The 25,919-nt window shown below is 60.7% G+C and carries 22 protein-coding genes and 1 pseudogene; 9 read left to right on the top strand and 14 right to left on the bottom strand.

Annotation, left to right across the window (positions count from 1 at the left end; genetic code table 11):
• Positions 1-166 precede the first annotated feature (166 nt).
• The 12 genes and pseudogenes from HDC32_RS31550 to HDC32_RS32280 form a co-directional block, all read right to left on the bottom strand.
• Positions 167-2,572 (bottom strand): TonB-dependent receptor, encoded by a 2,406-nt coding sequence (locus HDC32_RS31550; protein ID WP_184746694.1) that lies wholly within the window; start codon positions 2,570-2,572, stop codon positions 167-169.
• A gap of 97 nt (positions 2,573-2,669) precedes the next feature.
• On the bottom strand, positions 2,670-3,623 hold the full coding sequence (locus HDC32_RS31545) for a FecR family protein (protein ID WP_184746692.1): 954 nt from the start codon (positions 3,621-3,623) through the stop codon (positions 2,670-2,672).
• 29 nt (positions 3,624-3,652) lie between these two features.
• Positions 3,653-4,153, bottom strand: coding sequence for a sigma-70 family RNA polymerase sigma factor (locus HDC32_RS31540; RefSeq protein ID WP_131700030.1), 501 nt, complete (start codon positions 4,151-4,153; stop codon positions 3,653-3,655).
• A gap of 91 nt (positions 4,154-4,244) precedes the next feature.
• Positions 4,245-4,880, bottom strand: a complete 636-nt coding sequence (locus HDC32_RS31535; RefSeq protein ID WP_184746690.1) for a CGNR zinc finger domain-containing protein — start codon at positions 4,878-4,880, stop codon at positions 4,245-4,247.
• A 96-nt stretch (positions 4,881-4,976) separates the two neighbouring features.
• The gene (gene cysC / locus HDC32_RS31530) at positions 4,977-5,591 is read right to left on the bottom strand and encodes an adenylyl-sulfate kinase (protein WP_145337072.1); all 615 of its coding nucleotides are present in this window, start codon (positions 5,589-5,591) and stop codon (positions 4,977-4,979) included.
• Positions 5,588-6,817 (bottom strand): MFS transporter, encoded by a 1,230-nt coding sequence (locus HDC32_RS31525; protein WP_131700033.1) that lies wholly within the window; start codon positions 6,815-6,817, stop codon positions 5,588-5,590. The genes cysC and HDC32_RS31525 overlap by 4 nt, the downstream gene beginning before the upstream one ends.
• A 10-nt stretch (positions 6,818-6,827) precedes the next feature.
• A complete protein-coding gene (locus HDC32_RS31520) occupies positions 6,828-7,598 on the bottom strand; it encodes a bifunctional 2-polyprenyl-6-hydroxyphenol methylase/3-demethylubiquinol 3-O-methyltransferase UbiG (protein WP_131700034.1) in 771 nt (256 codons plus the stop codon).
• Between the two features lie 7 nt (positions 7,599-7,605).
• The gene (locus HDC32_RS31515; protein WP_184746688.1) at positions 7,606-8,742 is read right to left on the bottom strand and encodes a hypothetical protein; all 1,137 of its coding nucleotides are present in this window, start codon (positions 8,740-8,742) and stop codon (positions 7,606-7,608) included.
• Entirely contained in the window at positions 8,739-9,464 is a 726-nt protein-coding gene (locus HDC32_RS31510) for an SDR family oxidoreductase (RefSeq protein ID WP_131700036.1), read from the bottom strand. Before HDC32_RS31510 ends, HDC32_RS31515 begins: the two co-directional genes overlap by 4 nt.
• A gap of 10 nt (positions 9,465-9,474) precedes the next feature.
• Complete coding sequence (locus HDC32_RS31505; RefSeq protein ID WP_131700037.1) at positions 9,475-10,203, bottom strand: sulfotransferase family protein; 729 nt, start codon at positions 10,201-10,203, stop codon at positions 9,475-9,477.
• The gene (locus tag HDC32_RS32285; RefSeq protein WP_131700072.1) at positions 10,200-11,423 is read right to left on the bottom strand and encodes a transaldolase family protein; all 1,224 of its coding nucleotides are present in this window, start codon (positions 11,421-11,423) and stop codon (positions 10,200-10,202) included. The genes HDC32_RS31505 and HDC32_RS32285 overlap by 4 nt, the downstream gene beginning before the upstream one ends.
• A 123-nt stretch (positions 11,424-11,546) precedes the next feature.
• A pseudogene (locus HDC32_RS32280) lies at positions 11,547-12,137 on the bottom strand (HAD family hydrolase); the annotation flags it as partial.
• A gap of 253 nt (positions 12,138-12,390) precedes the next feature.
• Between HDC32_RS32280 and HDC32_RS31490 the strand changes: the two are divergent.
• The 3 genes from HDC32_RS31490 to HDC32_RS31480 all read left to right on the top strand — a co-directional run bounded on the left by HDC32_RS31490 (position 12,391) and on the right by HDC32_RS31480 (position 16,021).
• Positions 12,391-13,191, top strand: a complete 801-nt coding sequence (locus tag HDC32_RS31490; protein WP_131700038.1) for a glucose 1-dehydrogenase — start codon at positions 12,391-12,393, stop codon at positions 13,189-13,191.
• Positions 13,184-15,010: a glycoside hydrolase family 15 protein gene (locus HDC32_RS31485; RefSeq protein WP_131700039.1), complete on the top strand. Its 1,827-nt coding sequence runs from the start codon at positions 13,184-13,186 to the stop codon at positions 15,008-15,010. The genes HDC32_RS31490 and HDC32_RS31485 overlap by 8 nt, the downstream gene beginning before the upstream one ends.
• A gap of 84 nt (positions 15,011-15,094) precedes the next feature.
• Positions 15,095-16,021: an alpha/beta fold hydrolase gene (locus HDC32_RS31480; RefSeq protein ID WP_184746686.1), complete on the top strand. Its 927-nt coding sequence runs from the start codon at positions 15,095-15,097 to the stop codon at positions 16,019-16,021.
• On the opposite strand, the gene HDC32_RS31475 is transcribed toward HDC32_RS31480, so the two are convergent.
• Positions 15,991-16,959 (bottom strand): GlxA family transcriptional regulator, encoded by a 969-nt coding sequence (locus tag HDC32_RS31475; RefSeq protein WP_184746684.1) that lies wholly within the window; start codon positions 16,957-16,959, stop codon positions 15,991-15,993. The two genes, HDC32_RS31480 and HDC32_RS31475, sit on opposite strands and share 31 nt — an antisense overlap.
• A 90-nt stretch (positions 16,960-17,049) precedes the next feature.
• Between HDC32_RS31475 and inhA the strand changes: the two genes are divergently transcribed.
• Positions 17,050-17,730: an isonitrile hydratase gene (gene inhA, locus HDC32_RS31470; RefSeq protein ID WP_184746682.1), complete on the top strand. Its 681-nt coding sequence runs from the start codon at positions 17,050-17,052 to the stop codon at positions 17,728-17,730.
• Positions 17,731-17,741: 11 nt separating this feature from the next.
• Here inhA and HDC32_RS31465 read toward each other — a convergent pair whose 3' ends face one another.
• Positions 17,742-18,371 (bottom strand): LysE family translocator, encoded by a 630-nt coding sequence (locus HDC32_RS31465; protein WP_184746680.1) that lies wholly within the window; start codon positions 18,369-18,371, stop codon positions 17,742-17,744.
• Positions 18,372-18,531: 160 nt separating this feature from the next.
• Here HDC32_RS31465 and HDC32_RS31460 point away from each other — a divergent pair, with 160 nt between their 5' ends.
• The 5 genes from HDC32_RS31460 (at position 18,532) to HDC32_RS31440 (ending at position 25,918) form a co-directional block, all read left to right on the top strand.
• The gene (locus HDC32_RS31460) at positions 18,532-19,047 is read left to right on the top strand and encodes a sigma-70 family RNA polymerase sigma factor (RefSeq protein WP_184746678.1); all 516 of its coding nucleotides are present in this window, start codon (positions 18,532-18,534) and stop codon (positions 19,045-19,047) included.
• Positions 19,034-19,984: a FecR domain-containing protein gene (locus tag HDC32_RS31455; RefSeq protein WP_184746677.1), complete on the top strand. Its 951-nt coding sequence runs from the start codon at positions 19,034-19,036 to the stop codon at positions 19,982-19,984. The genes HDC32_RS31460 and HDC32_RS31455 overlap by 14 nt, the downstream gene beginning before the upstream one ends.
• Before the next feature lie 106 nt (positions 19,985-20,090).
• Positions 20,091-22,577 carry a TonB-dependent receptor gene (locus HDC32_RS31450; protein WP_184746675.1) on the top strand — a complete coding sequence of 829 codons (2,487 nt, stop codon included), beginning with the start codon at positions 20,091-20,093 and terminating at the stop codon, positions 22,575-22,577.
• 441 nt (positions 22,578-23,018) lie between these two features.
• A complete protein-coding gene (locus tag HDC32_RS31445) occupies positions 23,019-24,458 on the top strand; it encodes an undecaprenyl-phosphate glucose phosphotransferase (RefSeq protein ID WP_184746673.1) in 1,440 nt (479 codons plus the stop codon).
• On the top strand, positions 24,458-25,918 hold the full coding sequence (locus HDC32_RS31440; protein WP_184746671.1) for a mannose-1-phosphate guanylyltransferase/mannose-6-phosphate isomerase: 1,461 nt from the start codon (positions 24,458-24,460) through the stop codon (positions 25,916-25,918). The genes HDC32_RS31445 and HDC32_RS31440 overlap by 1 nt, the downstream gene beginning before the upstream one ends.
• The last annotated feature ends 1 nt before the right edge of the window (position 25,919 follow it).

Raw genomic sequence — 25,919 nt, 5'->3', positions numbered from 1 at the left:
GCCGGGCGCTCCAACCATGAAGTCGAAGCTTGTCAGCTAGCCCATGTGTGGCTTTTTGTCGGAATCGGTTCCTGATCAAGCAGCAAGATGCGCCGAAACAGTGTAGGAAAGGAGCAGAAGAATCGCAGCCCGGCCAAGGACTGCGATATTTCCAAACCGGGACGGATCAGAACCCGACGCTGGCCTGAACGAAGAACGTACGCGGTTCGCCCAGGTACAAGCCGGCATTGTTATCACTGGAACGGGTGTAGTGCTGCTGGTCGAAGATATTTTTCACGCCGACGCCCAACTTCAGGTTCGACAACTGTTCGCCGAAGTCATAACCGCTGCGCACATTGACTGAAACATAACCTGGGATATCGCCGAACCGCCCGTCCGCCGTGCCTTGGGTGATGTAAGTGCTGGTGGTACCCGGTGCGCGTTGGCCGGACTGGGCGTACACATCCAGGTTGTGGGTCCAGTGATTGAAGTCGTAACGCAGGCCCAGGGTGGCCACCTCACGGGAGTAAAGCGGCAGGTCACGGCCCTTGAACGGTACGTCGCCTTCGGAGGTGGCTTTGGTGTAGGTGAAGCCGGCATTCGCCGTGAGGCCGTCGAGGCGCGAGTCCAGGTTCGACAGGTCGTAGTGGGCCGAGGCTTCGATACCCGTGTGTTGGGTAGCGCCGAGGTTGGTCCAGCCCACATCGTTGCTGACGTATTGCAGCTCATCCGAGAAGTCGATGTAGAAGAATGTCAGCTCGCCCCCCCACACGCTGTCGTTGTAGCGTGTCCCCACCTCGTAGGTCTTGGCTTTTTCCGGGTTCAGGCCGTTGGCGGTCTGGTCGCCGGTGCCGCCCTGCCCGAGTTGGAAGTATTGCAGGCTGCCAAACGAAGTCTCGTAGTTGGCGAACAGTTTCCAGGCATCGGACACGTGGTACATCACGCTCAGTGCCGGCAGCGGTTCGGTGTTGTGGATTTCGCGGCGTTTTTCCTGAGTGCGAGTGCCGTTCAGCGCAACCACCGGGCGGTCGTGCCATTCGGTACGGATGTCTTCGAAGCGAATACCCGGGGTGATGGTCCACTTGCCGATATCGACTTTGTTATCGATATAAAAGGCGCTGGCCTCGGTGCCACCGGTGCGGTCCTGGTAGACATGACCATCACTCTGCCCGCCCGGTGTCGGTACGTTATTGACCAGGTTGAGGCTGGTGGCCTGCTCGTGCATGCCTTCTTTGAGGTAGCGATAGCCGACGCTGACTTCCTGGGTGCTGGGGCCCACGTCGAACACATGGGACACCCGTGGTTCGATGCCGAAGGTGTAGTAGGTGCGCGGGTAGGAGCCAAGGGTTTTCAGGTCGCGGTTGGCGATGTTGCTGCCACGGAAGCTGTCGGAATAGTAGGTCAGCACTTCAGCCTGGGTGCGGTCGTCGATCTGCCGGATGTACTTGAAGGACACGTCCTTGCGGCGGCCGCTGAAGTTGTCCCAGTCACGCACCGATTGGTAGGGGTTGGCGTCGAACTGCTTCTGGGTCAGGCCACCGGGCATGTCGGCGCTGGCGTCGTAATAATGGAAGTTCAGCGAGAAGTCGTCTTGGTCGGTCGGCGCCCAATGGGTCTTGAAGATCACGTCGTCGATATCGTTGCCGTTGTTGCTGTTGCGATAGCCGTTGCCATTGACCCCGGAGTACAGCAAAGCCGCGCCGATGCCGTTATCGGCCGTGCCGCCGATAAAGGCGTTGTCGATATGCTTCCAGCCGCCGTGGGCCGAGGTTTGCAGGGTGCTGCCGACTTCGCCGGAGAACTTCTCGGGAATCGCACGGGTCACAAAGTTGATCACGCCACCGACGTTCTGTGGCCCATAACGCACGGAACCGGCGCCGCGCACCACGTCGATGCTGTCCAGGTTACCGGCGGAAATCGGTGCCATCGACAATTGTGGCTGGCCATACGGGGCGAACGCCGCCGGTACGCCGTCGATCAGCACGGTGGAGCGTGGCGACAGCCTCGACGTCAGGCCGCGTACGCCAACGTTGAGGGAAATATCACTGCCGCCAGTGCCGTTGGATTCCTGCACCTGCACGCCGGGCACGCGGCGCAGTACGTCACCGACGTTCATTGCGCCCTGCTCGACCATCGCTTCGCGACGGATCACCGTGCGCGCGCCGGGGTGGTTCTGCACCACGTCGGCGTCGGCATCGCCGAGCCAGTCACCGACCACCTTGATATCGGTGGTACCCAGTTCCAGAGGCGAGCCGGCTTCTCCGGTGCCGTTGCTCAGCGGGCGCAGGGTCACGGAGCCCGCGTCGATCTGGTAATCCAGGCCGCTACCTTGCAAGAGCTGGCGCAGGGCCTGCTCAGGGGAAAGGTTGCCGTCTACCGCCGGCGCCTGCTTGCCGGCGACCAAATCGGGGCTGAAGAACACTTGCAGGGAAGTCTGCTGGCCCAACTGGCTCAGCGCCGCGCCCAAGGGTTGGGCCTGGATATGAATACCCTCGGCAGCGTAGGCCATAGGCATGGAGGCACTGACAGCGAGCACCAGCGCCAGAGGTACCCAGCGGGAGATTTTATTGTGATAGGCGGCAAGTTTTTTCACGTCGAACCTAGTCCTGTGATCGCAAAAGTACACGGCTGTTAATGCAAACCAGTTGCAGTTGCAGGAGAAGACGAAGAACTCGAAAAAAACCTGAATGTCAGCGTGAAATAATTTCCTGGCTGCCGTCCGGCAAGGTGCGCAGTGCGACCGGAAGGATGTGTGGCAGGGCCTTGAGCAAGGCATCGGTGTCGTCGGATTTGAACACGCTGGTCAGGCGCAGGCGACCCACAGCCGGCGTGCCGACCCGCAGCGGTTGCTCGCGGTAGCGGGACACTTCCCGGACGACTTCACTCAGCGAGGCGTTATTGAAGACCAGCTTGCCGTTACGCCAGGCAGTCAGTTCCTCGGTGTTCACGTCATAGGCCGCTGCTACCCGCCCTTTGCTGTCGACCTGGGTACCCAGGCCTGCCGTCAGCGTCACCACGTTGTCCACAGAGTGCCCCTGCACCTTTACGGTACCTGCCTCGACCATCACGCGGGTCTGGTCATCATCGCGGCGGACATCGAAACGGGTGCCGGTGACCGTCACCTGCCCGGCCCCGGCATCGACCACGAAGGGCCGGCGGGTATCGTGCTCGACGCTGAACATCGCCTCGCCCTGCTTGAGTTCCACGCCGCGCCGGTCCTTTTCATAGTGCACCGCGACCACGCTGCGGCTGTTGAGGTCCAGCACTGAACCGTCGGGCAACGCGACCTGGCGATGCTCACCCACACGCGTACTGAACTCGGCGCTGTAGGGTTCTGGATGATCAAGCCCGCTGAATAATCCCAGGCCCAAGGCAGCAGCGACGACACTTGCGGCCACCGCATAACGCAACATGGCTTGGCGCTTGGGGCGTTCGGCCGGCCCATCACAGAGCGCCTGCAAGCGGGCCTTGGGCAGCAGGTCAGTGGCGCTCCACATTCCCTGCAAGACATCGAATTCGTATGGATGATCGGGATGCTCATTGCGCCAGGCCTCGAACCGTTGACGCTCAGAGGCGCTCAGTTCGCCGTCTTGCAGGCGTACAAACCATTGCGCGGCTTCGTCGCGGGCACGGTTATCCATCATGGAAGGTCCTGTTTCAGAGCGAGCGTGTGTCATGGGGCCATCGCGTCCAAGCGGTCACGCAAATGCCGCAGGGTGCGGATCATATACTTTTCCACCATATTTTTAGACAAGCCCAGGCGCTCGGCGATTTCCTGCTGGGTCAGGCCCTCGATCTTCTGCCAGATGAAAATCCTGCGGCAGTTGAGCGGCAACTCGGCCAAGGCCCGTTCGATAGAGTCCGCCAACTGGATCGCATGCATGAAATGCTCCGGGTCGCCGCCGTGGGGCTGGCGCTGATCAAAGGCTTCCAACGCCATGGCTTCCCGCCGATCTTCGCGTCGGTAGGCGTCCACGGCGATATTTCGCGCAGTTTGATGCAGATAAGCGCGCGGTTGCTCTACCTGGGAGGCGGTTGTCTCCAGCACTCTCACAAAGGTGTCATGGGCCAGGTCCTCGGCCTGCTGACGATTTCTCAGGCGGCGCGTCCAGGTTCCGATCAACTCTTCGTAGTGCTCGAAAAAGCCTGTTCTGCGGGGCGGCTGAGGGATCATCGCGGGAGCACTGGGGAGGCGGGGCGTGAATAGTAATGCTTCCTATTAAGCGGAGCAATTGCTACCCGTCGACCGCGACACTGCCTGGAGACTAAAGCGCCTGTTTAAGGCGACTCAATTTCTCCCGGCTGCCGCACACGCTCATCTGGCACCATTTGCGCAGTTTGTTCTTGGAGATATCCAGGAATAGCCAATCACAGTCGGTGGCCGTGCAGCACTTCAAGGCGCGAAGATCACCGGACACCAGCAATTGCGTGGCCTCGATTGCCAGCCGTCCGATCAACATTGCACTCAGTTCCTGGGCAGAGGTGCAGGTTTTCCACGCCCAGGCCGGCGTCCCGTCAACCGTGCGCAGTACACGCCAGGCGGTGCCTTGCTGGAAATTCAGGTTGATCTGCTGCAAGGCGTCATCAGGCGCAGCCTGACGCAAGGACAACGGATAAAACACGGCATACAGGCATTCGCGGAACGCAATGATGGCGTCCAGATCCGGCTGGTAGGAAATAGGCGACTCAAACACCATGGCCTTGTATTCAGCGAACTCCTGGGCGGAGATCAACGAGGCGTGCAGCGCCCATTCAAAGAAGAACTGAAAACTGGTGAGCCGCTCTTCCATTACCTTGAGCGGCGACCCAGGGCGGCGGCCGTTGGTTGTATTGATGAAGTCCAATACCTGAACCCCGCCAATCAGACGGATGGATTTTGCAGTGCCGGTGAAATGCGTCATGCCTGCTCCTGAAAAAACGCGGTATGGCTGCGATGGCGCAGATTACCTTGTTTTCTGAACGTGCAGGCACCGCCACCTCGGCGCGAAGACCAGCGGCTATGTGCGCTCGTTGTTGCGGGCCATCCAATCGAGAATAGTCGCGACAGACTGTTCGACAGACAGCGCCTGGGTGTCCACGTGCACTTCTGGAAAGATCGGCACGTCGTAGTTCGAATCAATACCGGTGAAGTGTTGGATCAGCCCCAGGCGGGCCTTTTTATACAAGCCTTTAGGGTCACGTTGTTCGGCTGTTTCCAGCGGCGCGTCCACATACACCTCGACAAAATGCTCATTGCCGACAATGGCGCGCGCGTAATGCCGGCTGGCCGCCGACGGAGAGATCAGCGCCACGATCACCACCAGCCCAGCGTCCAGCATCAAGCGCGCCACTTCGGCGACCCGCCGGATATTCTCAGTGCGGTCGCTGTCGGTAAAACCCAGGTCCCGGCACAAGCCGCCGCGCACCGAGTCGCCGTCAATGATGCAGGTCAAGCGCCCCTGTGCCTGCAAGGCCCTGTCCAACGCATCGGCAATCGTCGACTTGCCGGCAGCCGAGATGCCCGTCATCCAGATGACCAAAGGCTTTTGCGGTATACGCGAGCGTTCGGCGCCGAGATGGCTGAACGCAAACGCATGCAGATTCCGGTCTGGACGTTCCGCAAAATGACTCATGGCCGCTTACCCTCCGTCACCGCCACAGGCGGTTTACCCAACAGGAATACCATCACGCATTGCACGAACAGCAACAGCGCAACCACCCAGTAGACGGTGGAGAACGAGCCGGTCAGGTCCTTGGAAAAACCGCCCAGGAAGTTGCCGCACACACCACCCAGGCCGATCAGCACATTGGCAATACCAAATGCCTGGGTCAGTCGGCTGACCGGCACGATTTGCCCGATGTAGCTGGGGACAAGCCCGAATATGGGGTAGAACGCCAGCGCAAACAAAAATGCCGCCAGGTAAAACAGCGGGAGGCTGTTGAAGCTGAACACCAGGGTGGCGGCCAGCCCCGCACTCAGAAAGCACATGGCCAGCGACGCCCTGACGCCCACCTTGTCGGCAATCCATCCCACCAGAAAGCCCGAGGCCATGCCCACCGCGCCGATGGTGGTCCAGACAAACCCGGCGTCCTGCACCGACACCCCCAACTCATCCCGCAGGAACGGAGCCAGGTAAGTCTGGAACGGCAATAGCGCCATCCCATTCAAAAAGGCAATGGCCCAGGTCAGGTACAGCGAGCGACTCAACCAAGGTGCGTGGCTGTCGAAGGCCGTCGAACGCTGCCCGGAAAAGCCGGCGTCCTTGTCCGCCTCCATGTTGCGCAGCAGAAACCAGGCCACCACGCACAGGGCCACCGAGATCAGGCCCGCAGTGAGCCAGATCGAGCGCCAACCACCCTGCAGGGTGAGGAACGACACCAGCAAGCCATTTATGAACACGCCGTAGCTGGTGCCACTGGAAATCAGCCCCATGACCCGCGAGCGATTACCCGGGCTGAAGCCCTTAGTGACAATCTCCGCCAGCGGGATGTACACCGAGGCCGAGCAGCCGCCGAGCAAAATCAACAGCGCCCCGGATAACCAGACACTGTTGCTGACACTCAGCCCCAACAACGCCAGGGATGTCATCACCGTCGACACCAGGCTGATTTTCCAGCCTTCGAAAAAACGGCTGATATAACTGGTGACCGATGAAAACAGCAGGAAGCCGATCTGCGCGCCGCCGGTGATCAGGCCCACCGTGGTGTAGTCGAAACCGATGTCGCGGCGCATGTCCACCACCAGGTTGGCGAACAGGTAAACGCCAAACCCGTAGGTACTGGCCACGAACCCGGTCAACACCACCGCCAGCACGACGCTGTCCAACGGGCGCGCGCTACTTTGTACCCATGTGCTCATCAGGCTCTCCTTAAACGGCGCGCGCCGTGTGGATGACAAAATCACAATTCATCATGTCGTAGTCACGCTGGAAATCCCCGTAACTCTCATGGGCGGAAAATCCGGACTTGAGCACCTCCCCCTTCAACTCGCCCGGCAACAGCGGATAGACCTGCAACCGGTACTGCTCGGCGTTATCGAACGAGTAGATGAACTCACACACGTGTTCATCGACCTGCCCCAAGCCAACGGATGCGTGTGTACCGCAGTAATAGTAATTACCACTGGATTTGAACTTGCCTGCGCGAATGGCAAAGAAATTACGTTGATCCACAATCAGCAAGCCGCCCGGATTGAGCAATGCCCTGAACTTCTCCAGCACCTCCAACCGTTCATGGGCTGCAAACACATGGCACAGCGAACTGCCCAGGCACACCACGGCATCGAAGCGCCCGAGCTCAGCAGGATCGAGGGACTGCCAGTCCCGGTAGTGCGATTCGATCGCCAACCCGCGTTGCCGAAAATTCTCCCGGGCCTTGGTCAACATCGTGCTGCTGCCGTCCGTAGCGACGACATCAAACCCCGCCTGTTTAAGCTGTACCGCATGAAAACCACTGCCCGTGGACACGTCGATCACCGACTTCACGCCGTGCTGCCTCAGCAGGTTCTCAAAGAACCCGTTCTCACCCGCCTTTCTTTTCTCCCAATCGATCAAATCATCCCAGCGTTCGACGAATTTTTTCGAGTATTGCGTTGCGTAACTGGCGACTTCGCTGCGCTTGTGCACCGACATCTGATTCATCACACACCTACCAGGTTGAATGTTTGAAAGACAGGTATTTGCTCGACAATTCGTGGGCAAACTCGGCGGACTGTTCGATGGACATGGTTTTCTTCGAGTACCCCAGCATCGCCTGCATCACCGCCATGCATTGCGGGTTATAGGTGACAGAGCCATCGCAATGAATTTCATCGATGCCATCCTGGCTCTGGCAGATGGTATTGATGCGCACCGCTTCGTCCTGGGGGCATTCGGCGCTGAACTGCACGTTGATCTGCCCCTCCTGCAACCACACCGGATAGCCGCCCGGCAACCCCAGCGGGCCGGGCGCGTGCACACGCACCGGCGTGGGCGAAAACAGCCCTTCGATCACGGTGACGGCCGAGCACGCCGTGAGGAACTGCCCATCGATACCGCCCAGGCGGCGGAACTCGGATTTAACCGTGGAAAAAATCGCTTCGGCCGGCAGGTGGGTCACGGCCGGACGGTCGCGAACCTCATACAGCAAGCGGTAACTGGCACGCGGGGGCAAGCCGCCGCGCGGCACGTAGTGGCTGAAATAGTGCTGGGCATACAGGCACACCTGCACATCGGCAGGCTCACACTCGAGCAGCCGCGCGATGGAAAATCGCACTGCCGGGATCAGGTTGGCCACGTTGCCCACCCCGATATCCGGCGCCAGACCGACCCTGGCCAGGATCGGGTTGACCGCATCGGGAAAGGCCGCGTTGACTGTCCTGGTCACGATGCCGGAGGCTTTTACCGCCTGCATCAAGTGATGCATCAGCGTCAGGTGCATGGGAAGCCAGGGGCCGAACTGCGCCTGGTCGAGTTGCTCGAACGAGAGCTTGGGCAACCCGGTAATTACCCGCCACGATTGCAACGATGCGCAGTTCACCACCAGGTCCGGCGCCTCTTCACGCAGCACCCGCGTCACCCGGTCGATATCGGTGAGGTCGGCAATCACCGGCTTGATCGCAATGTCGTGCCCCAACTGCGCACACGACAGTGCCACCAGGTTGCACAGCCGCAAGGTCGCGTCTTCATTGCGCCCCAGCACCACGAATTCAAAGGCATTTTTCGGCCCGAGAATCTTCAGGATCTGCAGGCACAGGTTGCCTGCGCCCACCAGCAGCAGTTTCTTCTTGGGGGTGGACGGGCTCATCGTGGGTAGGCTCCGTTGTCCACCGCAATGACCTTGCCGGTGACATGACGCATGGCATCGCTGATCACCAGCAAAATGACCTCGGCAACGCCGCCGGGCAAGATCGGCTCCTTGAGGATTTCCTGGCGCGCGTACTCGGCGCGGCGGTATTCGGGGATGGTGTCGTAGATGGCGGTGTCGTGGATCAGCGCCGGCGACACCGCGTTAACCCGCACGAACGGCGCGAAATTCCAGGCGTTGGCTTTGGTCAGGCCGATCACTGCCGCCTTGGTGGCGCCGTACAAGGCATCGCAACTGCCCACTTCGCCGGCCACAGAGGCGATATTGACGATGCTGCGCGGCGCTTCGTGTTTCATTTCCCGTTCGGCGAAGTCTTTGGAGAGATAAACCAGTGCCTTGAGGTTCACCGTCAGGATTTCGTCCACTTCAGCATCGGAATAGGCGTAGACGCTTTTGCCGTGGTAAATACCAGCGTTATTAACTAAGGCATGAATCGTTGCGTGGCGCTCGTACAGTGCAGGTATAAAACCCTTGATCAGCGCATTATCAGAAAAGTCCGCGACATGGGTTTCCAATACATCCGCCGTGTAAGTGCGCTGTAACGCACACAGGCCTTCGGCGTCCTTGTCGGCACCGATGACGAAATAACCTGCCTGGATAGCCTTTTCCACAGTTGCCCGGCCAATCCCATTGGCCGCACCGGTGACAATCAACTTTTTCATACAACAATCCTTATTGGCAAAATTCATTCATGCGTGCGTAGAAGGGTCGGTGGTATTCGTAAAGGGCTTTTAATTTTGGTGACTGATCGAAAGCGTCCATATCGATAGGTGGTGTGTGCGGCAACGCAATGCGCTCACTGTTCTCCGCCGCCACATGCCAACTTCTCCAGGTTTTCCACTGCCGCGGGCATTCGCGTTTCCATGTCATGGCGTGGGGCAGAAATTCAATCTGCAAGTAGTCACACAGTTTACGAATGACACGCTCCGGCTCCGCGGCAAGGTCATCGGCATTAATCACATAAGGCACTTTTCCGATGAGTTTGGTCACCACGCAGAAAATCTCGTACAAGGCTTTATGCCCGATGGCCTGCACGGGCATATCGGGGTGTACCCGGTAATGGGAAATAATGCTGCTGGCGGGCTCGCGAATAATAAAAATATTGTGTTGTTGTGCCAGAAAATCCCGGTCAACTTTCAAGTCATCAAGGCAGTGGTAACACATGTCTTTGTGAAACACATTGGCACTTTCCCGGGCCTTGAGCAGTTGCTCTTTTATGCCTTGATACGTGGTGGGCAAACTGTGATCCCACTCATCCGAAGGAATCACTGAATCTGCGGAAAATGCCATATGCGCAAACGGCTCGTGGAAGACCTCAAAATCCCCCCGCTCGATAAACACACGCTCCAGCACCGTGGAACGGGAACGCGGGTGCGCCCACAACCCGACCATCTTGTTCATGCCAGCACCCCATATTCAGCAGCCAGGATGGCGTTGAGCGAGCGTGCGAAAGGCTTCGCTACCGGACACAGGCGCACGCAGTAATCGGTCAGGCGCCGATGCGCACTGTTGGCCTCGTTGCAGGCGTTGATAAACGCCTCATGATTGCCAAAGTCGTAGGGTTCGATGCTGTCGATGAAATAGGCTTCGCAGAAGTACGGAATGCGGATGAGCCTGGCGAACGTCTCCGCCGGCACCTGTTGAGGTTCGCGGGCGGGTGCCACCGGCTTGCCGTGGCTTTCACGCTCGATCAGAAACTCCACCACATCCGGCGTCAGCGTGTAGCACGTGGTCGTCAGCCCGGTCTTTTCCAGGTGCCAGCAGTGCTTGTGGCCACGCTCGTCAACGTCGACCTTGATACTGGAAAGCAGGGTTTTGACCGGCACTTTCGAGCCCGCGACCAAGGCCTGTATCTGCTGGTAAATCATTAGCTCGGCCCAGCGCATGTCCTCCGGCCCCAGCGCCAGGCCACGCTCGGCGGCCTGCAAGGCGAACTCGGGCTGGCAGGAAAAACGCCCGATCATAAAGGTGATCACATACTTGCAACGGCCGGTGTCGACACCATTGCGGCGGGCACTGGCGATGCCCCGCTCTATTGCCTGGATTCCGGCCTGGAACTGCGAAACAGTGAAGCAGAACGTGATGTTGACCGAAACGCCTTGGGCCACCAGGTGTTCGATCGTCGCGAAACCCTCCTGGCTGCCCGGCACTTTCACCATCACATTCGCGGCCAGGCGATGCAGCTCCAGGCCTCGTGCGGTCATGCGTTCGGTGCACCGCACATCCGAAGGATCGACCTGGGCGCATATCCAGCCGTCGGCCTGAGCCGATTGAACCCACAGTGGCTTGAGCGTCGAGGCACCTTCAGCAATCACTTCGTTGTACAGCTGCTTGCGCAATTCCCCGGGAGACAGGCTGGCCAGGTTAAAACGCGACGACCAATACTCTTTCTTGTCGAGGATCGCCGCCGTCACCAGCCGGGGGTTGGTGGTCACACTGCTGAAGCCCCAAGGCTGGGAGAGATCCTGCGGCATCAACTGTTCGATATGGGCGGCCGCCGCCGGGTACTTGTCCAACAAATGTTTTTTATATGGTGCGTACACCACGGGCGACGAATCCCACCACACTTCCGAACAGGGATCATTACGTTTAAGTCGCTCTATATAACCCAGTGTGCCCACAACACTTGCTCCTTGAGTAACTTGATCAATGAGGGTCGGTAACTCACGCATATCGGCAAAAGGTAACGCGCCGGCTTCGGCCAATATTCGATGTCGAGACACCGGACCAAAACCCAGGACTTGTATAGTGGCTGCAACGGCGGCTTGAATCCCTGTGACACTGTCTTCAATCACCAGCGCATGACAGGGCTCAACGTTGTAAGTTTCACACGCCGTTAAAAACACCAGCGGATCAGGCTTCCAACGCCCCAATTCATAACAACTGAATATTCGCCCCTCGAAATAAGGCAACAACCCCACAAGGCGTAAACACTGTTCAATCTTATTGCGCGGCGCACTCGAGGCCACGCAATAGGGAATCTCCAGCACGTTCAATACGTCAAGTATTCCATCGGTCGCTTTTACATTAAGCGTCAATGCTTCCAGCGCTCGAACTCGGAAGTCCTCTTCAAACTGAGGGGTCAAATAAATACCCAATAACTGTTCTGCCTCGCGCAGACAATCGGCAATCTTTCTTCCACGAAAGTGCTCAATGAAATACGCACTATCAAGTGTTTTGCCGTTCTGTACCTGAGCATTAAGCATGGCGATCAATACAGACAGGGTGATCTCTTCGCTTTGGACGAGTACACCGTCGCAATCGAAAATAACTAACTTGGGCAACGTCGTAGCTCCCTGCTCTGGTAGTTCCCCTATAGCTGCCGATAAACACATAGGCATCTCTTATAGGTGACTCCGCATGACTTCCGAACTACCAGCGGAACGGGTTGAGGTGTGCTTATAAGACACGGGGCAAAAAATCCTGTCAAACGCTTTTTAGCGGTTTTTTAGTATCTTATGGTTATTTTTTATTCTTCTGTTATTCCATTTTTCACCATGGTTGTAGTCGCTAATTTCACACGGCTGAACTTCCGTTACGCGCCGTCAGTCAGCTACTTGAACTCACGAATTTAAGGCCGGGTGGGCAATGCGTATCTCGTTGGAACAACAAGTAGCACTGGTCACGGGCGCCAGTTCCGGTATCGGCGCCGGTGCGGCCAAGGCTCTAGCGCAAGCCGGCGCTGCGGTGGTGCTGAATTACAACAGCCAGGCCGCGCCCGCCGAAGCCTTGGCAGAGCAGATCAATGCCGAGGGTGGCCGGGCGATTGCCATCGGCGCCGACGTGTCTAAAGAGGCCGATGTAGAACGCCTGTTCGCAAAGACCCTCGAAGCGTTCGGCCATCTGGACATCCTGGTGGCCAACTCCGGTATGCAGAAGGACGCAGCCGTGGTCGACATGACCCTCGACGACTGGAACGCCGTGATCGGCGTCAACCTCACCGGCCAGTTCCTCTGTGCCCGTGCGGCGGTGCGCCTCTTCAAGCGCCAGGGCATCCGTGAAGGCGTATCCCGTGCCGCCGGCAAAATCATCCACATGAGCTCGGTGCACCAGTTGATCCCCTGGGCCGGCCATGTGAATTACGCGGCGTCCAAGGGCGGCGTGGACATGCTGATGCGCACCCTCGCCCAGGAAGTCAGTGAACAGCGCATTCGCATCAACGGCATTGCGCCGGGGGCGATTCGTACGGCGATCAACCGTGCTGCCACCGAAGGTGCGGCGGAAAAAGAGCTGCTCAAGTTGATCCCGTATGGCCGGGTCGGCGACGTAGAGGACGTGGCCAACGCCGTGGTATGGCTGGCCAGTGACGCCTCCGATTACGTAGTCGGCAGTACCCTGTTCATTGATGGCGGCATGAGCCTTTACCCGGAGTTTCGTGACAATGGTTGATTTGAAAAACGAACCACAAAGCGCCATCGACGCCCATGGCATCATCGGCGATATGCGCAGCGCGGCGCTGGTGAACGATAAAGGCAGCATCGATTTCTTCTGCTGGCCGGAATTCGACAGCCCATCGATCTTCTGCTCACTGCTGGACACCCCCGATGCCGGCACTTTCCAACTCACCCCGGACCTGCCCAACGCCCGTCGCGAACAGATCTACCTGCCCGACACCAATGTGCTGCAAACCCGTTGGCTCAGCGATGAAGCCGTGGTGGAAATCACCGACCTGCTGGTCATCAGCGAAGAGATCGACGACTTGCCCCTGCTGATTCGCCGTGTGCGTGTGGTTAGCGGCACGGCCACCCTCCACCTGCGCTGCGCCGTGCGCCATGACTATGCGCGCGCCCCCACCGAGGCGAGCCTGGATAACGCCAGCATCTGTTTCAACGCCGATGGCCAGCCGGGCATGCGCCTGTGCGGCAGCCATCCGTTGCAGATCGAAGATAACGCCGCCGTGGCCCGCTTCACCCTGGATCAGGAAGAAGGCGCCGAGTTCGTACTCGGCGGCCAGGACGATGAACGTGTGGACAGTGGCTGTACCGACTTGGCGCTGGACCACACCTTGAAGTTCTGGCGCGGCTGGATCGCGCAGTCGAACTACCGCGGGCGCTGGCGCGAAATGGTCAACCGCTCGGCCCTGGCCCTCAAGCTGCTGACCTCGCGCAAACACGGCGCAATCATCGCCGCCGCCACCTTCGGCTTGCCGGAAACCCCCGCTGGCGAACGCAACTGGGACTACCGCTACACCTGGATCCGCGACGCCTCGTTCACCGTCTACGCCTTTATGCGCCTGGGCTTTGTCGACGAGGCCAACGCCTATATGCGCTGGCTCAAGGGCCGGGTCAGCGACTGCTGTGGGCAGCCGACCAAGATCAATATCCTATACGGCATCGACGGCCGCCAGGAGCTGCCCGAAACCGAGCTGAAGCACCTCAGCGGCCACGGCGGCGCCAAGCCGGTGCGCGTCGGCAATGGCGCGGTCGACCAGGTCCAGCTGGATATCTATGGCGAGTTGATGGACGCGGTGTACCTGGTCAACAAGTACGGCGAAGCCATCTCCCACGAGGGCTGGAAACACACGGTGGAAGTCGCTGACCAGGTCTGCGAAATCTGGAACCAGAAAGACGTGGGCATCTGGGAGATGCGCGGCGAGCAGCATCACTTCCTGCATTCGCGGCTGATGTGCTGGGTGGCCCTGGACCGTGCGATCCGCCTGGCCTCCAAGCGCTCGTTGCCGGCGCCGTTTGCACGTTGGGACCAGACGCGCCAGGCCATCTACGCCGATATCTGGAGCAACTTCTGGAACGAAGAGCGCGGGCATTTTGTGCAGCACATCGGCAGCACCGCACTGGACGGTTCGATGCTGCTGATGCCGCTGGTACGCTTTGTCGCCGCCACCGATCCGCGCTGGCTGAGCACGCTGGAGGCGATCCAGAAAAGCCTGGTGCGCGACGGCATGGTCTACCGCTACCGCAACGACGACAACGCGATCGACGGCCTGCAAGGCACCGAAGGCGCGTTTGCCGCCTGCTCGTTCTGGTACGTCGAGTGCCTGGCCCGCGCCGGGCAAGTGGAGAAGGCCCACCTGGAATTCGAACAACTGCTGCGCTACGCCAATCCGCTGGGTCTGTATGCCGAAGAGTTCGACAGCCAGGCCCGCCACCTGGGCAATACGCCCCAGGCGCTGAGCCATCTGGCCTTGATCAGCGCGGCGACGTTCCTGGATCGCAAGCTCAGTGGCGAGAAGACTACCTGGCAGCCCTGAGATCCAGTCAGCGCCCTGTCTTCACAGGCAGGGCATCCCGTCATGTCTTTCGACTAGAGTTTCAACACCTGACAGGAGCCCATCATGACCACCGTCCCCCCAATGCTCTACGTGCGCACCTCCATGCTCGATGTGGCGTATGAAGCCCACGGCCCTACCGACGGCGAGCCTGTAATCCTGCTGCATGGCTTCCCCTACGACCCTCGCGCTTATGACGAGATCGCGCCGGTGCTGGCCGAACGCGGCTACCGGGTGCTGGTGCCGTACCTGCGCGGTTACGGCCCTACGCGATTTATCAACGCGCAGGTGATGCGCTCCGGCCAACAGGCGGCGCTCGGCAAGGACTTGCTGGATTTCATGGATGCGCTGGCGATCCCGCGCGCCACCCTGGCGGGGTACGACTGGGGTGGGCGTGCCGCGTGTATCGTCGCGGCGCTGTGGCCCGAACGAGTGCGCGGGCTGGTGACCGGCGATGGCTATAACATCCAGGACATTGCCAGGTCGCTCACGCCACGGGCGCCGGCGACGGAGCATCGGTTGTGGTACCAGTTCTACTTTCACACCCAGCGCGGTGTGGACGGGCTGACGGCCAATCGCCGCGAACTCTGTGAGTTGCTGTGGTCGTTGTGGTCGCCGTCCTGGGCCAAGGGGCCGGGGCTGTATGGGCAGACGGCGCCGTCATTCGATAACCCGGATTTTGTCGAGGTGGTGATTCACTCCTATCGCCACCGCTTCATGTATGCGCCTGGCGATCCGGCGCTGGAAGCCATCGAGCAGGCCCTGGCGCGGCAACCGGCGATTGCGGTGCCGAGCATTTCGCTGTGCGGCGCCGATGATGGCGTAGGCCCGCCGCCGCAAGAAGATGACGACGTGAAGCATTTCAGCGCTTTTTACCGGCGCCGGGTGTTGCCGGGTGTGGGCCACAATATTCCCCAGGAAGCGCCGCAGGCCAGCCTCGACGCCCTGCTTGAACTGCTCGATCAGGCCACCGGCGAGAACCGCTCGCGGTAGGCCTGGGGCGTCACCGACAAAGCCCGCATAAAGCTGCGGCGCAAGGTTTCTTCGCAGCCGAAACCACACTGCACGGCGATGCGTTTGATCGACGCCGTGCTATCGGCCAGTTGCCGACGCGCGCTTTCGACACGGATCAGTTCCACCGCGCGCGCGGGCGTCTGGCCGGTTTCGGCGCGGTAGTGGCGCACGAAGCTGCGCTCGCTCATCCCAGCCTGGGCGGCCAGGGTCGGGATACTCAGGTCGAGGGTCAGATGTTCGGCTATCCAGGCATGCAGCTCGGTGAAACGGCCGCCGCCCTTTTGCAGGGACAGGGTCACGCTGAATTGCGACTGGCCGCCGGGGCGCTTCAGGAACACCACCAGGTGCCGCGCCACTTCCAGGGCCACGGCGCGGCCCAGGTCTTCTTCGACCAGGGCCAGGCACAGGTCGATGCCGGCGGTCACACCGGCGGAGGTCCACACCGCACCCTGCTGGATAAAGATCGGATTGGACTCCACGTTCAACGCCGGAAACTTGCGCGCCAGTTCTTCGCAACGGGTCCAGTGGGTGGCGACGCGGCAACCATCGAGCAAGCCACTGGCCGCGAGCAAAAACGCGCCTGTGCACACCGAGGCCATGCGCCGGGTGTGCCGGGCTTTTTCGCGCACCCAGTCCACCAGCGAAAGGTCTTCTGCGGCGCCGTACACCCCCCAGCCACCCGCGATTACCAGGGTGTCGCAGGGTTGGTCGACCGCGGGCAACGACTCGGCCAACAGCGCGAGGCCGGCGGAGGTCATGACCGGTCCGGCCTGGTCGGCGATCACCGTGACCGCGTAAGGCAACGGCAGGCCACGCTGGCGTGCCAGGTCATTGGCCGAGGCAAACACCTGCAACGGCCCGGTGACGTCGAGCACCTGGGCATTATCGAAAGCGAGTACGTGAACTATTCTGGGCATGATTGGCGTGATTCGTGGGCTCAATGGCGTATCCGCCAAAGCCTAGGCCGCTAGAGTAAAGCCGTCTACCCCTTTCTCGGAGCTTCATTCATGACCTTGCAGATCGGCTTTCTGTTGTTCCCCGGCATTCAGCAACTGGACCTGACCGGCCCTTACGACGTATTGGGTTCGCTGCCGGACGTGAAGCTGCACCTGGTGTGGAAGGACCTGGCGCCGGTCACGTCCAGCACGGGCCTGGTGTTCACCCCGACCATGACCTATGCCGACTGCCCGAAGCTGGACGTGATCTGCGTGCCCGGTGGTTCCGGCGTGGGCGCATTGATGGAAGACCCGCAGACCCTGGACTTCCTCAAGGCCCAGGCGCAGACCGCGCGCTACGTGACCTCGGTGTGCACCGGCTCGCTGGTGCTGGGCGCGGCGGGGTTGCTGCGCGGGCGCAAGGCGACGACGCACTGGGCCTACCACGACATGCTCGCTCCGCTCGGCGCCATCCCGGTACAGGAACGTGTGGTGCGTGACGGCAATCTGTTCACCGGCGGTGGCATTACCGCAGGTATCGACTTTGCGCTGGTGCTGGCGGCGGAGTTGTACAGCGAAGCAGCGGCGCAACTGGTGCAGTTGCAGATTGAATACGCGCCGGCGCCGCCGTTCGATTCAGGCAGCCCCGACACAGCGCCCACGCATGTGCGCGAAGAAGCCAACAAACGCACTGCCGAATCGCGCAGGGTGCGCGGTGAAATCGTCGCGCGGGCGGCTGCACGGTTGGGCTGAACCTGTAGAAGTCAGGCGGGACGAGACATCACCGCCAGACGCACCGCAAGCACGGTCAGCACCGTCGCCAAGCCCCATTTCTGTAGCCAGGCGCCTTTTGGGCGCCTGGCGAAGAAGCGGCTCAGCGCCCCGCCGAAAATACCCAGCAGCACGTGAAACACCCCAGCGATCAAGGTCAGCACGCCGCCCAACAGCATCAATTGCACGGCGATGGAGCCGGCCTGCGGCCGTACGAACTGCGGCAAAAACACCACAAAAAACAGCAACGCCTTGGGGTTGAGCAAGCTGTTAAGCATCGCCTGCAGAAACACCCGGCCAAGGGGCACGCGGTGCAGGGAGGCAGGGTCCAGCCCAGGTTTTTTCTGCAGTGTTTTGAACACCAGCCACAGCAGGTAGACCACCCCCGCATAACGGATCACGTCAAAGGATGGCGGCCAACTGGCGACCAACGCCGTTACCCCGGTGGCGGTCAATGCGGTCAGCAGCATGTCGGCCACACCGATGCCCAGGGCCGAGGCCACTCCCCCGCGCCAGCCGTGGGTGGCGCCATGGCTGATCACAAAGGCCATGTTCGGCCCCGGGGATAACAGCAACAGCAGAACAGCACCTGAAAAAACCGCCAGGGTCGCAAGGTCGATCATGCTCAAGCCTTCCACCGGAAAAAGCCTGCAGATTAGTGCGTGGCCCCAGGGCAAACAAAAAATTGTGCTGGATACATTGTTCATCGGTAATTGCGAATGGCCACGGCCAGCGTCTAGAATGCGAAACATTATCAATTAAGACTGCTGCGCCAGGATGCCCATGTCGAGCGATCACCCACTGGACCATGCCGCCATCGGCCAGCTTTACCACAGCCATCACTCCTGGCTGCGCGGCTGGTTGAGCCGACGCACCGGTTGCCGTGAACGTGCCGCCGACCTGGCACAGGAAACCTTTGTGCGCCTGCTCAACGCACGCAAGCAGCAGGCCGTGCCGCAGCCGCGCGCGTACCTGAGCAGCATCGCCCGCAGCTTGATGATCGACCAATACCGGCGCCGTGAACTGGAGCGCGCCTACCTCGAAAGCCTTGCGCATTTCCCCCAGGCCGACGTGCCGTCGGAAGAAACCCGCCTGCTGATTCTCGACAGCCTGGAACGTATCGACCGCCTGCTCGACCAGCTCAAGCCGCGGGTGCGTGAAGCGTTCCTGCTGGCGCAACTGGACGGCCTGACCTGTGCCCAGATCGCCCTGCGCCTCGGGGTGTCCAAGGCCACGGTGGAGCGTGACCTGTCCAAGGCGCTGCACGCCTGCTATCGGTTGCGCTATGCCGACCTCTGACCCGCGCCTGGTCGACCAGGCCATCCAGTGGATGATCAAACTGCGCTTCAACGTCGCCGACGACGCCAGCACCGCTGCGTTCGAGCGCTGGCTGCACACCAGCGCCGAACACCAGCAGGTCTGGCAGCGGGTGGCGACGATGAATGATGAGTTCAGTCAACTGCCCGCGCAGGTCGGCCGCCACGCCCTGCGCGGTGCGCGGCAACGTATCAGCCGTCGCGAAGGGTTGAAATTGCTCGGCCTGGTGGCCGGTGCTGCCGGCCTGACCTGGCTCGGCCGCGACTACACCCCGCTACCCGCCTTGATGGCCGACTACCGCACGGCTACCGGCGAACGGCGTTGGGTGGCGTTGAACGACGGCAGCCGCATCCAACTTAACAGTGCCAGCGCATTCGACACGGCGTTCAATCAGGAGCGGCGCCTGGTGCAGTTGCGCCAGGGTGAAATACTGGTCAATACCGGTGCCGACAAGCGGCCCTTCTGGGTACAGACCCGTGACGGTTACCTGCGCGCCCTCGGCACGCGCTTCCTGGTGCGCGAAGACGCCCAAGGCACAATGCTCGCCGTGCAACAGGGCACGGTGGCGGTGTTTGCCGACAACCACGCCGCCAGCGTGCGCCAAGTGATTGAACCCGGCGAACAGGTGCTGTTCGACCGCAGAGGCATTCGTTCTCTTGTCGCCAATGGCCTGGACCCTTGGGCCTGGAGCGATGGCGTGATCAGCGCCCGGAACATGCGCCTGGATGCTTTCCTCGCCGAGCTGGGCCGCTACCGCAACGGCCTGCTGCGCTGCAGCGAAGCGGTGGCCGGGCTGCGGGTGTCGGGCACTTATCAGTTGGACGATACCGATCAAGTGCTGGGCCTGGTAGCGCAATCACTCAAGCTCGATGTCACTTACCGCAGCCGCTACTGGGTGACGGTCACACCGCGCGTCTAACTTTCTCGAAAATAAATGAGGTGAATTCTCATTGCCGCTCGACCTGTAAGGAAAGGCCGATCAACAGGCCGGTTCTGTTCACTTCCTTCAGGAGCATCCCGCGGTCATGCAAGCGTTCCCCTCCCCACGTTCACCCCTCAAGCACGCGGTGCACGCCGCTTTGCTCGGCGCGTGCCTGAGCTGCGCAACCGCGCCGCCGTTCGCATGGGCCGAAACGCCGGCCAGCGACACCCAGGCCCGCGACTGGAACATCGCCGCCGGTTCCCTGGCCACGGCACTGGACCAGTTCGCGCGCCAGGCCGCCATTAGCCTGTCGTACGACGCCACCAGCGTCGCCGGCAAGACCAGCCCGGGCCTGAGTGGTCGCCTGGACCGCGAACAGGCGCTCGGCCAGTTGCTGCGTGGCCAGGGCCTGCAGGCCCAGCGCCAGGGCAGCAGTACCTGGCTGCTGTTGCCGCAAGTGGCCGACAGCGGCGCGCTGAACCTGGGCGCCACTACGGTCACCGGTGAGCGGTTGGGCGCCACCACCGATGGCACCGGAGCCTACACCACGGGCGCGGTGACTATCGGCAAGGGCGAACACAGCCTGCGGGAAACGCCGCAATCGGTGAGTGTGATGACCCGCCAATTGATGGATGACCAGAACCTCACCACCATCGATGACGTGATGGAACGCACGCCCGGGATCACCACCTACGAATCGCCCATGGGCGGCAAGTATTTTTATTCCCGTGGTTTCAAGATGCTCGGCCAGTACCAGTACGATGGCGTGCCCCTGGACATGGGCAAGGACTACGTGCAGGCCGACAGCTTCAGCGCGAACATGGCGATCTATGACCGCGTGGAAGTGCTCAAGGGTGCCGCCGGCATGCTCAAGGGCGCCGGCACCGCCAGCGGCGCGGTGAACTTCGTGCGCAAGCGGCCCCAGGCCAAGCCCACCACCAGCCTGTCGCTGTCCGCCGGCACATGGGACAACTACCGCGCCGACGTCGACACCGGCGGCCCGCTGAATGAAAGCGGTACAGTGCGCGGCCGCGCGGCGATCAGCCAACAGAATCGCGGTTCCTACATGGACATTTCCAAGCGCCAGGACCAGGCGTTCTACGGCGCCCTGGATGTCGATCTCAGCGCCGACACCACCCTGGGCTTCGGCGCCAGCTATGAAGACGTCGACGCCACACCGTGCTGGGGCGGCCTGCCGCGCTATGCCGACGGCAAAAGCGCCAACCTCAGTCGCTCCACCTGCCTGGGCCAATCCTGGAACGACTGGCAAAGCCGGCGCACCACCTTCTTCGCCGACCTCACCCACCACTTCAACGACGACTGGAAACTCAAGGTTGCGGCCGTGCACAGCCGCAATCTGCAAGACACCAAATACGCCGCCAGCGAAGGCACCATTGCCTATGACAACCCAACGCCTACGGCCAACTCCTATGCGGCGCTGATGGACTACGACCACAAGGACTTCGGCCTCGACGCCTATGTGGACGGCAAGTTCGAAGCCTTCGGCCTGGAACACGAACTGATCCTCGGTGCCAATGGCAGCCGTGGTACCCAGGACGATGTGTACGCGATCCAGAACCTGCCCAGGCGCCAGAGCATCTACCAACCCGACCACCACTTCCCGGAACCGGCCAACAGCACCTTCTGGCCGAATATGTATCGCGGCGGCACAGTGAAGGAAACCGCCACCCAGTACGGCGCCTACACCACCTTGCGCCTGCGCCTGGCCGAGCCGTTGATGTTTATCGTAGGCAGCCGCGTGAGCTGGTACGAAAACCGTCGCCAGTCCAACAACCTGGCCTGGGGCGAATGGGCCTTGCAGGATGCACGCACCCGGGAAACCGGTGAAGTGACGCCGTTTGCCGCACTGATCTACGACCTCAACGAACATCTGTCGGTGTACGCCAGCTACGCGGATATCTTCCAGCCGCAAAGTTCCTATGCCACGCTCGATGGCGCCGCGCTCAAGCCGAAGATCGGTGACAACTACGAGCTGGGTATCAAGGGCGAATGGTTCAACGGGCGCCTCAACAGCTCCCTGGCGCTATTCCGCGCCGTCGAGAAAAACGCGGCTGAATCCGACTATATCGCCCAGTGCCCGACCTCTGCCGACGGTTATTGCTACACCGACAGCGGTAAGGTGCGCGCTCAGGGCGTGGAGGCGGAAATCAGCGGTGAAGTCCTCGAGCGCCTGCAGGTATCCGGCGGCTACACCTACACCCAGACCAAGTCCCTGAAGAATATCGATACCGCCCTGGAGGGCGGCACGTCCAACACCTACGTACCTCGACACATGCTGCGCATGTGGGGCGACTACCAGCTCGACGGTGCACTGTCGAAATGGAGCGTGGGCACCGGCGTCAACGCCCAGAGCAGCAATTACCGCGTGCAGACCATCAAGCTCGAGCAGGCGGGTTACGCGATATGGAGTGCACGCCTGGCCTACCGCGTAGATGACACTTGGACGGTGGCACTCAATGGCAACAATCTGTTTGATAAAACCTACTACAACACCGTCGGAACAGCCTCCTGGGGTAACTTTTATGGCGAGCCGCGTAATTTTACGGTGAGCTTGAAAGGCAACTTCTAATCCGGCGAAAGTCCCGCTGGCAAGGCACTTAGTACGCCCTGCCAGCCTCTCCTTGTGCCCTTTTCCTACTGCCTTCCAAAAAGGTTTTTCCATTAAACAGGAAAAATCCCACATTTGTTTCTACACTCAAAAACACACCCCCATCACCGAATGCCCGACAAGGAATGTCAATAAAATGCCGACAAGATGACTTACAAACCCGTCTGCCATGCCACTTCCGCAGCACAGTCAATTAATTGACTGACACATAAAGGGAACACGCCTTTAGTCGCCACCCCCGCAAAACAATTCAAATGGATAGCTCGTTTTGGATTATGCATTTGGATTGATAGTTGCGTATTACCCAGAGTTGCCGTAGTTCGAAGCGCCCTTTAAAGCGGCCGGTGCTTTATTGAATCACTCAACGGACAACTGCCTCTGGTGTGCAATGAGGGATGTTTTATGCAAGAAAAGTCGTCCGTCGACAGCCTGTTTTTAACGCGCGCCGGTTTTGTTGAATTCTTTGTTGTTTTCGTCAAGTTCATACATGGCCTGAGTGCCATTTTGCCCCCGCTGATCCTGGTGATGTTCATCGACCCGATGGCCCCTGAAATGCGCGGGCACTTTCTCGGCCTGCTGGTATTTTTTGCGGTCCTGACGATCATTCTGTTCCAGGCCCTGGGTATCTATTCCGAAGAACTGTTCAGCAACCGCCTGCGCCTGAAAACCAAGGTCAAGGCCTGGTCGGCGGCGTTTTGCATCCTGTTGTTCATGTACCAGATCCTGCAGTTTTTCCCGCAGTTAACCCCGCGTAACCTGGTGGCGTGGTACGTCGCCAGCCTGGGGTTGTTCTGCCTTGAGCGCCTGCTGATGCTGCGCCTGTACCGCAGCCTGATGCGCAAGGGCAAATACCTGCAACGTACGGTGATCCTGGGCTTTACCGACACCGCCGTGCACGTCGCCGAGCACCTGCAACGCAACGGTGATATCCGCTCCGGCCTGGTCGGTTTTATCGACGATCGCACCGAGCGGATCCCCAAGGAATTGAGCAACCTGCCCCTGCTCGGCAACACCCTCGAGCTGGAGAAACTCATCCGCGCCGAGCAGGTTAACCAAGTGATGATCTGCCTGCCCTGGGCCGCCGAGCAGCGCATCCACGGGCTGGTCAATCGCCTGCGGCAAATGTCGGTGAATGTGATGCTGGTGCCTGACATGGCCGCCCTGCGCTACGGCCATAGCCGCATCACCGACGTGGGCGGCATCCTGATGTTCAACACCTCGCAATTGCCGTTGCGTGGCTGGTCGCCGGTGATCAAGCGCCTGGAGGATGTGCTGCTGGCCAGCCTGGCGCTGCTGGCGCTGTCCCCCCTGATGGTGGCGACGGCGCTTGCGATCAAGCTCGACTCCAAAGGGCCGATACTGTTTCGCCAGAACCGCTTTGGCTACAACGACAACGAGATCCGCGTGTTCAAGTTCCGCTCGATGTACACCGACCAGAGCGACTTTACGGCCGAGCGCCAGACCACCCGCGCCGATCCGCGCATCACCCGGGTGGGCCGCATCATCCGCAAGACCAGCATCGACGAGCTGCCGCAGTTGTTCAACGTGCTGCTGGGCAACATGTCCATGGTCGGCCCGCGCCCCCATGCCACGGCGACCAAAGCCGCCGGCGTGCCCTTCGAAGTGGCAGTGAGCGAGTACAGTTCGCGCCACCGCGTGAAACCGGGGATTACCGGCTGGGCGCAAATCAACGGTTACCGGGGTGAGACCGACACTCTGTTCAAGATCCAGAAACGTGTCGAGTACGACCTGGAGTACATCTCCAAGTGGTCGGTGTGGTTTGACTTGTACATCGTTTTCATGACGGTCCCGGCCGTGCTTTCCACCAAGGAAGTCTATTGATGAATACCCTCAACGGATTAATTCCCTGCATCGTTTCCGGTGGTTCGGGCACCCGACTGTGGCCGGTGTCGCGGCAGAACATGCCCAAGCCCTTCATGCGCATGCGCGATGGCCAGAGCCTGCTGCAAAAAACCTTCCTGCGCGCGGCCAAACTGCCCGGCGTGGAAAGCGTGCTCACGGTGACCAACCGCGACCTGTTGTTTCGTACCCTCGACGACTACCGTGGGGTGAACAACGCCCGCCTGCCCCTGGACCTGCTGCTGGAACCGTTCGGTCGCAATACGGCGGCCGCTATCGCCGTGGCGGCCCTGCATGTGCAGGAGCATTTCGGCGGCGATGCTCAGTTGCTGGTGATGCCCGCCGACCATCTGATCCTCAATGAAGTCGCGTTCGCCGAGGCCGTGACCCAGGCCCGCGACCTGGCCGAAGCCGGCTACCTGGTGACGTTCGGCATCCAACCCGATCACCCGGAAACCGGCTTTGGCTATATCGAACAAGGCGAGCCGCTGAGCCACGGCTACCGGGTCAAACGCTTTGTCGAGAAACCCGACCGGGCCACCGCGCAGGCCTACCTGGACGGCGGCAAACACCTGTGGAACGCCGGCATGTTCTGCTTCAAGGCCAGCACCCTGGTGGAAGAACTCGCCGCCCATTCGCCCGACGTGCTGGAGGCCTCCCGCGCCGCGCTGGAACACAGCCAGAGCCTGCAAAACAAGACTTCGCGCCAGCGTGAACTGGAGGCGGATGCGTTCGGCAGTGCGCCGGACATTTCCATCGACGTGGCGCTGATGGAAAAGTCCAGGCAAGTCGCCGTGGTGCCTTGTGACATTGGCTGGAGCGACATCGGTTCCTGGGAGGCGTTGCGCCAGCTCACCCCCAGCGACGCCCATGGCAACCAGGTCAATGGCGAGGCGATTTTGCATGACGTGCACAACTGCTACATCGACTCGCCCAAGCGCGTGTTGGGCGCCGTGGGGGTGCGCGACCTGATCATCGTCGACACCCCCGACGCGCTGCTCATCGCCGACGCCCACCGCAGCCAGGATGTGCGCTACATCGTCGCCGAACTCAAGCGCCAGAACCATCCGGCGTACAGCCTGCACCGCACCGTCACCCGGCCGTGGGGCACCTACACCGTGCTGGAGGAAAGCAGCCGCTTCAAGATCAAGCGCATCGTGGTCAAGCCCCTGGCCTCGCTGTCGTTGCAGATGCACCACCACCGCAGCGAACACTGGGTGGTGGTGAGCGGCGCGGCACAGATCACCAATGGCGACCGCGAGTTCCTGATCAACGCCAACGAGTCCACCTACATTCCGGCCGGGCACAAACACCGGCTGACCAACCCCGGCATCATCGACCTGGTGATGATCGAGGTGCAAAGCGGCGAGTACCTGGGCGAAGACGACATCGTGCGCTTCGACGACATCTACGGCCGCGCGCCTGCCGAGGTGAAAAAATGAC

The organism is Pseudomonas sp. JAI120, from assembly GCF_014207255.1.
GTDB lineage: Bacteria > Pseudomonadota > Gammaproteobacteria > Pseudomonadales > Pseudomonadaceae > Aquipseudomonas.
Note: the sequence above shows the minus strand (reverse complement) of the source record. Positions and strands in the feature narration are given on the sequence as shown.

Excerpts from the sequence above, each read along its gene's own strand:
- HDC32_RS31510 (WP_131700036.1), bottom strand. The coding sequence starts at position 9,464 with ATGAAAAAGTTGATTGTCACCGGTGCGGCCAATGGGATTGGCCGGGCA.
- HDC32_RS31480 (WP_184746686.1), top strand. The coding sequence starts at position 15,095 with ATGACCACCGTCCCCCCAATGCTCTACGTGCGCACCTCCATGCTCGAT.
- HDC32_RS31450 (WP_184746675.1), top strand. The coding sequence starts at position 20,091 with ATGCAAGCGTTCCCCTCCCCACGTTCACCCCTCAAGCACGCGGTGCAC.
- HDC32_RS31445 (WP_184746673.1), top strand. The coding sequence starts at position 23,019 with ATGCAAGAAAAGTCGTCCGTCGACAGCCTGTTTTTAACGCGCGCCGGT.
- HDC32_RS31515 (WP_184746688.1), bottom strand. The coding sequence starts at position 8,742 with ATGAGCCCGTCCACCCCCAAGAAGAAACTGCTGCTGGTGGGCGCAGGC.
- HDC32_RS31465 (WP_184746680.1), bottom strand. The coding sequence starts at position 18,371 with ATGATCGACCTTGCGACCCTGGCGGTTTTTTCAGGTGCTGTTCTGCTG.
- HDC32_RS31460 (WP_184746678.1), top strand. The coding sequence starts at position 18,532 with ATGTCGAGCGATCACCCACTGGACCATGCCGCCATCGGCCAGCTTTAC.
- HDC32_RS31455 (WP_184746677.1), top strand. The coding sequence starts at position 19,034 with ATGCCGACCTCTGACCCGCGCCTGGTCGACCAGGCCATCCAGTGGATG.
- HDC32_RS31520 (WP_131700034.1), bottom strand. The coding sequence starts at position 7,598 with ATGAATCAGATGTCGGTGCACAAGCGCAGCGAAGTCGCCAGTTACGCA.
- HDC32_RS31545 (WP_184746692.1), bottom strand. The coding sequence starts at position 3,623 with ATGATGGATAACCGTGCCCGCGACGAAGCCGCGCAATGGTTTGTACGC.
- HDC32_RS31440 (WP_184746671.1), top strand. The coding sequence starts at position 24,458 with ATGAATACCCTCAACGGATTAATTCCCTGCATCGTTTCCGGTGGTTCG.
- HDC32_RS31540 (WP_131700030.1), bottom strand. The coding sequence starts at position 4,153 with ATGATCCCTCAGCCGCCCCGCAGAACAGGCTTTTTCGAGCACTACGAA.
- HDC32_RS31525 (WP_131700033.1), bottom strand. The coding sequence starts at position 6,817 with ATGAGCACATGGGTACAAAGTAGCGCGCGCCCGTTGGACAGCGTCGTG.
- HDC32_RS31490 (WP_131700038.1), top strand. The coding sequence starts at position 12,391 with ATGCGTATCTCGTTGGAACAACAAGTAGCACTGGTCACGGGCGCCAGT.
- HDC32_RS31505 (WP_131700037.1), bottom strand. The coding sequence starts at position 10,203 with ATGAACAAGATGGTCGGGTTGTGGGCGCACCCGCGTTCCCGTTCCACG.
- HDC32_RS31485 (WP_131700039.1), top strand. The coding sequence starts at position 13,184 with ATGGTTGATTTGAAAAACGAACCACAAAGCGCCATCGACGCCCATGGC.
- HDC32_RS31535 (WP_184746690.1), bottom strand. The coding sequence starts at position 4,880 with ATGACGCATTTCACCGGCACTGCAAAATCCATCCGTCTGATTGGCGGG.
- cysC (WP_145337072.1), bottom strand. The coding sequence starts at position 5,591 with ATGAGTCATTTTGCGGAACGTCCAGACCGGAATCTGCATGCGTTTGCG.
- inhA (WP_184746682.1), top strand. The coding sequence starts at position 17,050 with ATGACCTTGCAGATCGGCTTTCTGTTGTTCCCCGGCATTCAGCAACTG.
- HDC32_RS31475 (WP_184746684.1), bottom strand. The coding sequence starts at position 16,959 with ATGCCCAGAATAGTTCACGTACTCGCTTTCGATAATGCCCAGGTGCTC.